Annotated in this window: 9 protein-coding genes and 1 tRNA gene; 4 read left to right on the forward strand and 6 right to left on the reverse strand. The window is 41.9% G+C overall.

All coding sequences use genetic code 11. The features are described from left to right. Positions 1-20 precede the first annotated feature (20 nt). From ABD676_RS13800 to ABD676_RS13825, 6 genes are all read right to left on the reverse strand, one after another. Positions 21-563: an NUDIX hydrolase gene (locus ABD676_RS13800; protein WP_344675304.1), complete on the reverse strand. Its 543-nt coding sequence runs from the start codon at positions 561-563 to the stop codon at positions 21-23. Continuing rightward, on the reverse strand, positions 563-2,302 hold the full coding sequence (locus ABD676_RS13805; protein ID WP_344675305.1) for a phospho-sugar mutase: 1,740 nt from the start codon (positions 2,300-2,302) through the stop codon (positions 563-565). The genes ABD676_RS13800 and ABD676_RS13805 overlap by 1 nt, the downstream gene beginning before the upstream one ends. A 70-nt stretch (positions 2,303-2,372) precedes the next feature. Continuing rightward, a complete protein-coding gene (locus ABD676_RS13810; protein ID WP_344675306.1) occupies positions 2,373-3,020 on the reverse strand; it encodes a hypothetical protein in 648 nt (215 codons plus the stop codon). Between the two features lie 5 nt (positions 3,021-3,025). Next, entirely contained in the window at positions 3,026-3,898 is an 873-nt protein-coding gene (locus tag ABD676_RS13815; protein WP_344675308.1) for an SDR family oxidoreductase, read from the reverse strand. A 1-nt stretch (position 3,899) separates the two neighbouring features. Continuing rightward, on the reverse strand, positions 3,900-4,667 hold the full coding sequence (locus ABD676_RS13820) for an enoyl-CoA hydratase/isomerase family protein (protein WP_344675309.1): 768 nt from the start codon (positions 4,665-4,667) through the stop codon (positions 3,900-3,902). A 198-nt stretch (positions 4,668-4,865) separates the two neighbouring features. Continuing rightward, on the reverse strand, positions 4,866-7,544 hold the full coding sequence (locus ABD676_RS13825) for a hypothetical protein (RefSeq protein ID WP_344675310.1): 2,679 nt from the start codon (positions 7,542-7,544) through the stop codon (positions 4,866-4,868). 105 nt (positions 7,545-7,649) lie between these two features. Between ABD676_RS13825 and purD the strand changes: the two genes are divergently transcribed. From purD to ABD676_RS13845, 4 genes are all read left to right on the forward strand, one after another. Further along, positions 7,650-8,924, forward strand: coding sequence for a phosphoribosylamine--glycine ligase (gene purD / locus ABD676_RS13830; protein WP_344675312.1), 1,275 nt, complete (start codon positions 7,650-7,652; stop codon positions 8,922-8,924). Between the two features lie 97 nt (positions 8,925-9,021). Further along, positions 9,022-9,093 (forward strand) — tRNA-Glu (locus tag ABD676_RS13835). A 200-nt stretch (positions 9,094-9,293) separates the two neighbouring features. After that, positions 9,294-10,664 (forward strand): site-specific integrase, encoded by a 1,371-nt coding sequence (locus tag ABD676_RS13840; protein WP_260039925.1) that lies wholly within the window; start codon positions 9,294-9,296, stop codon positions 10,662-10,664. 12 nt (positions 10,665-10,676) lie between these two features. Then, a complete protein-coding gene (locus ABD676_RS13845; RefSeq protein WP_344675314.1) occupies positions 10,677-11,693 on the forward strand; it encodes a hypothetical protein in 1,017 nt (338 codons plus the stop codon). Positions 11,694-11,803: the final 110 nt, after the last annotated feature.

Raw genomic sequence — 11,803 nt, forward strand, 5'->3', positions numbered from 1 at the left:
AAGAATAAAGTTAGGCTTGCTTATAGCAAGCCTAACTTTTTAAAGGTATAAAACAAGGCCGAACTGTGTAAGGCCTGTCCGATTTTATTGTCAAATAAGAATTGCTTGGCTTCTTCTATATCCATCAAAACAACTTCGATATCCTCAGAATCATCAAGCTCTTGCTCTTGGACTTTTTTACCACCTGTTAGTAGATAGGTGTAGGTAAGATTTCCTGAGGTAGCGGGGTTAGCAAAAAGCTCACAAATATATTCGCAATCATCGAATGCATATCCGGTTTCCTCCAACAATTCTCGTCGAGCGGCAACCTCCGGATCTTCTCCATCTTCTACCACACCTGCAGGCAATTCGACCATGATCGATTGTGCCCCATGTCGATATTGACGAACAAAGAGTATTTGATTGTTTTCTGTTATACCAATCATATTGACCCAGGTAGGATATTCCAATACATAATATTCCTCCTTGATATGTCCCGAAGGCATTTCCAGGCGGTCTACTCGTAATGTAGCCCAAGGACGTTGAATGATGTATTTAGAATCGAGTACTTTCCACTTTTCCATTAGTCCTTAACGATATCAGCCATCATTTGTGTTACTTTATCATCCAGGCGGTTAGAAATCTGACCATAATCGGAAGTAAAGGAAAGCGTCTCTTTAACGGAGCAATAGAATTTAATCTTGGGCTCTGTTCCCGACGGTCTTGCGGAGATAACATCCCCATCTACCGTGATAAATTGCAATACATCTGATTTTGGAAGATCAATTTTGGTCTTGGAACCTGTTTTCATATCTGTTGCTTCGCTCTGTTGGTAATCACGAACCTCTGCAACATCGATCCCTCCCAATGATTTTGGTAAGTCAGCGCGTAAATCACTCATCATCTGTTTGATTTCATCTGCTCCTGCTTTTCCTTTTTTCGTTAGGGAAATTAATTTCTCTTTATAATAGCCGTATTCTACATAAAGTGATAACAATACATCGAATAGTGATTTGCCTTCATTTTTGAAATAAGCACACATTTCAGCAATAAATGCACAAGCATTTACCGCATCTTTATCACGCACTAAATCACCAACCAAAAAGCCATAACTTTCTTCTCCACCAACTAAATATTTTTCCTTGCCCTCTAATTGGGTCATCACCTCTCCGATGAACTTAAATCCAGTTAAGGTCTCGTAATAGTTGACATCGAAACTCTTTGCGATATCGGAGAAAAGATTTGAAGTTACAATAGTTTTAACGATATAGTCGTTTGGTTTTAATGCACCAGCTGCTTTTTTACAAGAAAGCACGTAATAAGTCAACAAACTACCGATTTGGTTACCGTTGATTAATTGGTACTCACCAGAAGGGAGCTTAATTGCTACACCTACGCGGTCAGCATCAGGGTCAGTTGCCATAATCACATCGGCATCCAACTCCTCACCTTTTTTCATGGCGATAGACATGGCTTCTTCCTCTTCAGGGTTTGGATAAACCACCGTTGGGAAATTTCCATTTGGCTCTGCTTGTTCCTCAACCACGTGTATATTGTTGAATCCCCAAGCCTCAAGCATTTTAGGAACGATTGTAACGCCTGTTCCGTGAATTGGGGAATAGACTATCTTCAAGTCTTTCTGAGCCTTTACAGCGCCCGGATTGATGCTTAATTTCAAATTTGCTGCCACATAGATATCATCGAAATCAGCCTCAACTAATTTGATGTTCTCCGCTTTGCGTTCGAACTTGATCTCAGAAACCGATTGGATGGCATCTACTTCCTTAATAACATTTTTATCATGTGGAGCGACAAGTTGTCCTCCATCATTCCAATAAGCCTTATAGCCGTTGTATTCCTTAGGATTATGGGATGCGGTTAACATCACCCCACCCTGACAGCCAAAGTGCCTTACAGCGAAGGAAAGCATAGGCGTAGGGCGTAATTCCTGGAATAGATATACTTGGAAATCATTTGCCGAGAAAACATCGGCTACTAGATGACCGAAAGATTGGGAATTGTTTCTACTGTCGTAGGAAACGGCAACTTTGAGCTGTTGATCTGGGAATTGTTTTTTAAGGTAATTTGCTAAACCCTGTGTGGCTTTACCAATGGTGTACTTGTTCATGCGGTTTGAACCAACACCCATAATTCCACGTAAACCTCCTGTACCAAATTCCAGCTCCTTATAGAAAGAGTCTAGAAGTTCGGTTTCTTCATTTTGGTCTACTAATTTCTTAACCTCGGCAATTGTTTCCGGGTCGTACTCATTGCTTGTCCATTGTTGGATTCTTTGCTGTGTTTCTTGATCAAAATTGCTCATAAAGCGTATTGCTGTCTTTGTATTGTGATTTTCTACTTGTTCGTCTTTCTATTTATTGTCCTAATTTTCATTAGGCATCGCATGAACCATATGCGCGATCTAAGATCGTCACAAACCAACCATTCTTAAATTTCTTGACATGGAAGATCAGGGAGTTCTTTTCTTGTGCTAAAATTACACGATATGCGCCATTCTCCAAGGCTTCAATTTCTTTTTTCTTTGCCTCGTCGAATTTTACCTCCTCAAATTCCGCTAAGAACTTGGCAATTGTTTCCAAAGGCTTGTGTGTTGTACCGGCGGTAGTATCACAAAAGAATCCGATTTTAGTCCATTTGTCTTTTCCACAATCAAATTCAGGGATAGGGGCAAAGGTCAATACCTGATCGTTTTGAAAGGTTTCATAGGCATAGTGAGCAGGTACTGGATTTTTAAAATCTATGCTGTCTACAATGTTGTAAGTGTCTGCAACACCTGGACGATGAATGATGGCGATTCCAGTTTCAGGATTGATTAAGGCATTGATCTTATCGTTGTCCTGGCTTAGGTATGCCCTTGCAAATCGGGAAATGACTTCGGAGATTTGTTGGATTTCTTCGGGATTGTTCATGGATACCTGAGGGATACTATCTTGCTGTTGTTTATCAGATTTCTTACTGTTATTACAAGAAGCAAAAAGTAATAAACCGATGCTCAGGAAGTATAGAATGTTTTTCTTCATGCTGATTACTTGTTGTTTTTCCGGATAGTCTGTTCGATGGCATCCCACATTTCTGGGGATACAGCTTCAAGTCCGTTAAATTGACCGGCTCCTTGTAGCCATTCGCCACCATCTATGGTAATGATCTCACCATTGATATAACCTGCGAAATCAGATATCAAGAATGCAGCCAAGTTTGCTAGTTCCTGATGTTCTCCAACGCGTTTTAGGGGAACACGGTTTTTAAAATCAAATTTTGCGGCTAAATCACCTGGCAATAAGCGGTCCCAAGCACCTTTCGTTGGGAATGGTCCTGGTGCAATAGCATTGTTGCGAATGCCGTATCTGCCCCATTCTGCGGCTAAAGAACGTGTTAAAGTCAATACACCTCCTTTAGAAACTGCCGATGGTACCACATAACCTGACCCGGTGAAGGCATAGGTGGTGACAATATTCAAGACATTGGCGGCTTGTTTTTTCTCGATCCATGATTTGCCAAATTCCAAGGTGCAGTTTACTGTCCCTTTGAGAACGATATCGATTATGGTTGAAAAGGCATTGGCAGACAATCGCTCCGTTGGGGAGATAAAATTTCCTGCGGCATTATTTACCAATACATCGACTTGCCCAAAAGCTTCTTCTGCTTTAAGTCGCATGTTCTTTACATCCTCGATATCACGGATGTCACAAGCGACTGGCAGGACAGGGTTTCCTGTCTTTTCCGATATCTCACGTGCTGTTGCTTCCAACACATCCAGTTTGCGGCTGCTGATAACCAGGTTTGCACCTAACTCTGAAAAGTATGTGGACATGGCTTTGCCAAGTCCTGTGCCGCCACCTGTTACCACCACGGTTTTTCCTAGTAAGGCGTCTTTTTGTAATGCTCCTTGTACGGCCATGTTATGCTTTTTTAGTTAAGTTATCAATGATTGTTTGTAGGATGGCGCGCGTAGAAGGTGCCCACCATTGTTTAAGAACCTGTTCAATGGCTTCGCCTTTTGTTTCAGCTACCTGTGCCAATAGGTTTTTACGGATGTTAAGTTTGGAAGCTCGCCAAGCATTTCGATCAAACTGCATGAATTGTTTTGCTTTGCGACCTGTTGCCGTCTGAATACGATCAAACGGTACTACTTCGTCGATTAAACCAACCTTTAATGCCTCTGCAGGGGGAAGTAATCGTCCTTCCAAAAGGAATCGGGAGGCATTCGCACTTCCAATCCAGAAACTATATAATTCGAATATGCTGCTAGGCACGATAATGCCTACAGGGACCTCGTTTAATCCAATAATATATTCGCCTTCTGCCATGACACGGTAGTCGCAACATAAGGCTAAAACACAGCCTCCAGCAGGACTATGCCCGGTGATGGCTGCAATGCTAGGCTTTGGGAAAGACACCAACTCTTGAATCAAGTTGATAAATCGATTCCAGAAGACACGCATTTGCTCTTCGTCGTATTGAAATAAAGTTATTAGATCCAGTCCAGAAGTAAAGAAACCTTCTTTTCCTTGCAATATAATCGCCTCGATGGCTTCATCATCACGAAGTTTTTGCAAAGTTTCGGTAAGTTCATCAATCATCTCCAGGTGCATAGCGTTGGACTTGCCCCGGTCTAAAAGTATGTAGCAGATATGATCCGTAACTTGGGTTTTAATGTAATTGCTCATCCTAATTCAGTTGTTTCGTTAATCAAGGTAATTTACGGAAAAATTAAGGATTATGACAAGCTAATCCTATAATTCCACTAACGGTCTTGAGGAATGCACTGGTGCTTGCTGTTCAAAATCAGAAGTCTTGGTTTTTCTGGTGTTACCATTCTAGGCATAAAAAAACCGAGGGTTTTGCTATCCCCTCGGTTTCTGTTATTATTTGACTTCAAAGTCGATTACTTTACGTATTAGGCGGCCTTCCACATCCAGCCCTTCAATGATCATTCGGTAGGTTCCGATTTCATCGGAGGTAAAGAAGTTAAAGCTTGCTTTACCATGGTCGTCGGTTACAATTCCTGGTTCCCAATGTATGGTCATCCGTAGATCCTGATCAAATTGTTTATTGGAATCTACATCGTACTCTGGCTTGTAATACTCTTTCATTAGAGAAATTCCTTTAGGCTGAATGGCCAATAATCCACGAGGTCGGAAGTCGCCACGAGAAGCATCACGGCCTGTTTTACTGGTGATTACAATTAAGCCATTTCCACCATAGGAGCCGTAGATACTGGTATAGTTGATGTTTCTAAGTACCTCCACGCTGGCCACATCCTGCGGGTTGATACTGCTTAACATATCACTCTCCACGTACATTCCATCCAACACCACTTGCATTTCCACATTTCCACGGGTATTCATTGGCTTTCCACCTTGGAATACTACGCCCATTAATCGGCCTGCTAAACACATTTCTAATGTGGTACAGGTAGAGAGGTCATCAGCGGTGATTACTTGATCCGCATTTCCAGGACCATTTAAATTAGTGGAATTATCGGGTACTTTTGGTCTTTGAACCGTTACGACTACTTCTTCAATTTCAGTTACTTTATCCATAAGTCCCTTGCTTTCCAGTTGCTGGTAAAAGCGTTTTCCGGCGAGTAATTGCTCGCGGAAACTGGCATTGACATCGTTTTGAATAAGCGGATCGTTTTTCGCCAGGTTAACATCTGCTGGACTAGGTTTATTGTAGGTGATATCAATATTTTTCTTGCCCTTTTCATCTTGAGCGGATACCAAGAACTTCACGCTATCCGGGAATAATAATTTATCAAATTCAAATTCACCCTTAGCATTAGCGGTTGTATCGAGGTAATCCATAAAGTTTTTGGTGGAGATCAATTGCACCTTCGCGTTTGCTGCTGGAGCCTTTCGTCCTAACTTTTTCACCATACCTGTCACACGAAGACCTTTTTCAATAGGGTACATCGGTGTATTATTTAAGGAGTCCAATTGTTTCCAGTCAATTTTACGCCAACCTTGAGTCAACAGCAGGTCGTCCAACTCTTGTGTTTTTACGGTTCCATCAGCATTGAAATAATAAGCAGGTTTTTCAATGAAGCCTTTTAAATCAGCATTGAGGTAAAGGCTACTTAGGATGCTAACATCATCGGATAGATCCTTACCATATTTCGTTAGATTAATAACCGATGCAGAAAGACTTGCTAAGGTTGCTGTGTCTGTACCGGCAGAACTGCCCAAATCTAGTGTAAGGTTGTTGGTAACCTTGGAACGCTTGCCATACGAATCTTTGTCTTGTTCGATAGTCAATGGCATGATGCGGTTGTTATTCAAATTGAATATCACACGCTCCACCAAAGGCAAGAAATCCTTGTTCATGATGCTAATGGTCATTACGCCCGTTGGCACCTTATCTTTCCCTATTGAGAAAAGAACATTTTTATTGGAAGCTTTTTGCTTGGCAATGTAATAGATGTTTCCCAAGTGATGAAGGACAAAATAGACCTCTTCATTATTGACTTTGTCTTGGGAGATATTTACTTGAGCAAAGATTTTTGCTGGGCTGCTTTGGTTTACTGATATCGAATAGCCACTGTTTTCTATTGCTGGAAGGTTGATGGTTTTCTGTGTGTTATCTGCAAAATGTGCTTGAACGGTATAGCTGGTTCCCTTGTTTAAATAACAAGGTACGGATGCCATACCTAGGCTGTTGGTCTCTAATGTAGCCGCCGTATCGGTATTGTTGGCTAGGATATAAATCTTTGCTTTGATTCCTTTCCCTTGCGGATTGATGGCCTTAAATGCGATGCGGTTAAGCTCATCTGCTATTAAGTGACCTCCTTCAGGAAATGCTTGTATGCTGTTCTCGGAAAAGAATGATTTGGTACTGATTGTTTTTTGAACCTTCCTTTTATCAGGATTGGTGAAGCTTAGAAAAAGTAGCTTTCCTTTGTTTTTGTCATTTACTTTAATTTTTATACGACCCTCTTGGTCGATGTCTTCTCTTCCACGATCGACTACCTTCTCGCCATCTTTAAATTCGTAGGATATTTTTGTCTTTGGCATGGCAGCTCCGCTTACATTCGCCAATTGAATAACATAAAATTCCTGTCCATTCTCCGTGATGGTGGTACTTTTTGTTTCAATATTGTCTGAACGGACATTTCCGATATTGATGACTTTTTCAAAGAAATAATCTTCATCGTTATTCCGCATCCAATTGGTATAGGCTCTTAGTCGGTAGGAGCCCTCGACAAGGCTGTCTGCTAAGGCCATCTCTCCAACGGCGACACCAGCATATAGGGCGTTGATTTTTTGATCGACAATCTTTCCCGCAGGATTGATTAATTCGATGTAGGCCACATTGGATAATACGGACAGGCGATTTTCCATCCCAATTACGCTATAAAGCTTGTACCAGATTGTTTCACCAACGGCATAGACGTTACGATCGGTCTGCATGTGTAGCTTCTCTTGTGGGTGGTTGTTCGCATACTCGTTAAGGATTTTCTGCGATTTTTCTAATTGTTGCGCTTGAGTAGTTAAAGCTGCAGTAAGTGTGATAAGTAATAGAAGGAGATTTCTCGAGCTCTTCATAATTAATTTGGCTAATTCCCTATAATATTACGAAAAAAGCAGCGAATTATAGGAAAAGAATAAATTAGAGTGCTAATTATTAAATGGCTTCAATATCTTTGCGGTATGAATATTCTGATCATCGGCTCTGGAGGTAGAGAGTCTGCCTTTGCCTATAAAATCTCGAAAAGCCCAAAACTTAATCAATTGTTTATTGCTCCGGGTAATGCTGGAACATCTCAATATGGCCAAAATGTTGCCTTAAAGGTGACAGATTTCCAAGCCATCGGTGAGTTTGTTTTGGCTAATCAGATTGAAATGGTGGTGGTAGGTCCGGAAGAGCCTTTGGTAAAAGGTATTCACGATTATTTCCTTGCGGACGAGAAACTAAAAAGTATCGCCGTAATTGGCCCACAACAAGAAGGTGCTCAATTGGAAGGGTCTAAAGATTTCTCGAAAGAGTTTATGATTCGCCACCAAGTGCCTACAGCTGCATTCCAGTCTTTTGATAAGGACTCTTTGGAAGCAGGTTTGGCTTATTTGGATACTCAGCAGCTGCCTATCGTATTAAAGGCAGATGGATTGGCTCAAGGAAAGGGTGTTTTGATTTGCGAGTCTTATGAGGATGCTAAGGCAGAATTGAAGGCGATGATCAATGATGCGAAGTTTGGTGAAGCGAGTAGTGTGGTGGTGGTTGAAGAGTTCTTGAAGGGTATTGAACTTTCCGTATTTGTTTTGACAGATGGTGAGAACTATAAAGTTTTGCCTTCTGCTAAAGATTACAAAAGAATCGGTGAGGGAGATACAGGCTTAAATACAGGTGGAATGGGTTCGGTTTCTCCAGTTCCATTTGCAGATCAGGCTTTTTTAGATAAGGTAGAACAACGTATTATCAAACCTACCGTTGATGGTTTGAAGAAAGATAACATACCTTATAAGGGTTTTATATTTATAGGATTGATGAATGTTGGTGGTGATCCTTATGTGATTGAATACAATGTGCGTATGGGTGATCCGGAAACAGAGTCAGTATTGGTTCGTATTGAGTCGGATTTAGTAGATTTATTAGAGGGTGTTGCGAAAGGAGATTTGGATAAGCGTTCTTATACAGTGACTGATAAAACTGCCGCTACAGTAATGATCGTTTCTGGCGGTTATCCAGGAGCTTATGAAACCGGTAAAGTGATTAGTAACATCGAGAATGTTAAAGAGTCGATCGTGTTTCATGCAGGTACGAAATCCGAGAATGGTGAAGTGTTGACAGCAGGTGGCCGTGTATTAGCAGTTACTGCATTGGAAGATGATTTGTTTTCAGCACTTCAGCAAGCGACTGCTGATGCGGGACGTATCTTTTTCCAAGGAAAATACTTCAGAACGGACATAGGATTCGATTTGATATAAAAATATCGGTTTAAAAGCCAATGAGTTATATTTTTGCTGTGCAAAATATTTTGGAGGTATAGATAAAGCTTCTATATTTGCATCACCAAAGCAGAAAGGCCCGTTCGTCTAGGGGTTAGGACGCAAGATTTTCATTCTTGAAACAGGGGTTCGATTCCCCTACGGGCTACCGAGAGGCTCCAAAGAGGGCCAATGAGATTCAAAAACCGCGTTTAATTATATTTAAATGCGGTTTTTGTTTTTTACGATTCTCTGTGATTCTCTAAAATTCACCAAAAAGAACCCCGGCAAGAACCCCTGAAAACTTCCTTTTGAGCACTTTATTTGGTACCTTGTCGTATTGTTTAACCGTTATAAACCACGATCAGCATGGTAAAGACAGTCAAGATAGAATGTGGGATCAGTTTCAGGCTAAGGGAGGCCGGTTCCACCAAAGCTACACCGATCACCTGTTTCGTAGAATTCAACGGCAAGCCCGTGGTCAAGATCCCAACAGGCGGCAAGATCCTTCCGTCCAAATGGAACCCCGAGAAAGAGAAGCCTGTAGGTGGGCTGAAAGGGCTTGACCATCAGGAAGCCAAGGCCATTTCCGAGCGGGTCTCCTTTGTCAGGTCGGTCGTCGAAACCAGTTACAGGGAACATGTTTCCAACTTTAGATCCTATCCCAACAAGGAGTCATTCAAACAGCAGGTCATAAATGTGATCAATGGAAACGGAGAAAATAGGCCAGAGGAGGAAAAAGCTGACCTGTCATTGCTTTCCTATTTCGAAAAGCAGATCAGACTGAGCCGTGAGGGAAAGCGATTGATCATCAAGGGACCAAGAAAGGGACTTCCCTACCGTGAGAATACAATACTATCATATGAGGGAACACTTGAACTTCTTAAGGACTATATCAAAACACGTAAAAAAAAGAGACTCCACTTTGAGGATATCACCATGGATTTCTATCACGATATCCGGAGCTATATGTTTGAGGACTCCCGTTTCTCGCTGAACTATTTCGGCAAGGTCATCAAGCACATCAAACTGTTCATGCGGGAATCCGAAGAAGAGAAACTCCACGGTTCGGATATCTATCGGTCAAAGGGCTTTATCAAGGTTGAGGAGGATACCGATGCGGTCTACAATGATATCAAACAGCTGGAGGCAATCGCTGCGGTTGATCTTACCGGACATCCCGGCCTGATCAATGCCCGGGACCTTTACCTACAGGGCGGATGGACCGGACTCCGCTTCCAGGACTATTCTGTTCTGCAGGAAAAGGCCCGGGTCGTAGGAAACTTCATCCATATCGAAACGGAAAAGACGGGAGTCTTTGTCGCCATACCGATATTGCCCGCCGCCCGTGAAATATTGGAAAGGTACCGTGAGGAAGATGGAACCTACCGCTACCCAAAACCGATCAGCAACCAGAAGTTGAACGACTATATCAAGACCATCGGAAAAATGGCCGGGCTTGCACATCCCGTGACAATATCGGTTCCCGACGGCGGTAAAAGGGTCAAAATAACGATCCCTTTCCATGATGCAATGGGTACACATACGGCGAGGAGATCTTTTGCTACAAACATGTACAAGCATTACAGGCTTCCGGCCCAGACCATCATGAAGATCACGGGACATACAACAGAGGCCAACTTCTTTAAATATATCCGTATGACCCCTGAAGAAAATGCACAATTCATATTGGACACGGTTACTGAAAGGATGGCATTGGAAAAGAATAACAAAAAATAGATCGATATGGACATGAAAGAATTTCAGCAATTTTTATCGAACCTCGAGGATATACTGTGGTTTCCAAGAGTCTTTATCCAGAGCAAGAATGGTAAGTCATGGGATGATATATCGACAAAAAAATACTTCTCCACGGCATGGATGGATTTTTTCTCGGGAATCCATGACGGTACGTTCCAGGGCATGGTAGATAACCTGATAAATGGAAGTACGTTCGAGCAGAACGAAAAGGAGATCACTGAGCAGCTCACACCCATTCTTGATCATTTGGAAGCGTCCGAACCGGAGAAGGGAGCCAAGAAGCTTGGAGTAAAGATCGATATAGAAAAATTTGGTCGTTACCGGGAGATGCTTAAGGAAATGAGCGCAAAGGGAATCATCTTCGATATCATTCAGGATGAGGAGGACATTCGGGAAACTTACTTTATAGATTTCAGACCGGCAGATACGAGATCCTATCTGATCCAGTGTCTGAATAAAATATTGGACAACCCCCGAAATTCCAGGGAAAGGAAGATCAAGGAACTTGAGCGCCAGATTTCGGAAATGGAAAAAACGAACCTAGAGCTATCTACCCTTCTTTCAGGTTCCAGAGCAGAAGTTAGTGAACTAAAGAAGAAAAGCGGAGAAGACTGGGAGACAGTCCAATCGGTCAAAAAAGACAATAGTGAGCTCAGGGAGCAACTCTCAAAGTTTGTGGACAGTGACAAGGATGAGGCAACCGAATCCATAAAAAACAATAAGCTGCGCATGTACTACCTTTACAAGCTCGGTTTTTTGGACGATGCCATTTGGAACGAAAAGCTCGGCTACGAACAGCGGGTCAAAATACTTTGTAGGATATTGCAAGGGGAACCGCTGAAAATAGATACTGCCGTGCGATATTACAAACTGTTCAATTCCATAGGTTCGGCAGAACTTAGAGCCTATGAGGCCGAAAATGAAAGGACAGTTTTTGATTATATAAAAACTCTATGTGATATCGAATTAAAGAATGGTGAATTCATCAACAGCCTGAGAAAAAAATAAGAGGGAACAATGGGAGTGGGATTTCTTTCGTTTTCGACACGCTTAATTGTTCTCTAAATCACTTGTATAAATAGCTTTTGCGTTTCAGGGGAAGGGAGAGTAAATCCAGT

Origin of the sequence: Sphingobacterium kyonggiense, from assembly GCF_039536825.1 — a bacterium.
GTDB classification, from domain to species: domain Bacteria; phylum Bacteroidota; class Bacteroidia; order Sphingobacteriales; family Sphingobacteriaceae; genus Sphingobacterium; species Sphingobacterium kyonggiense.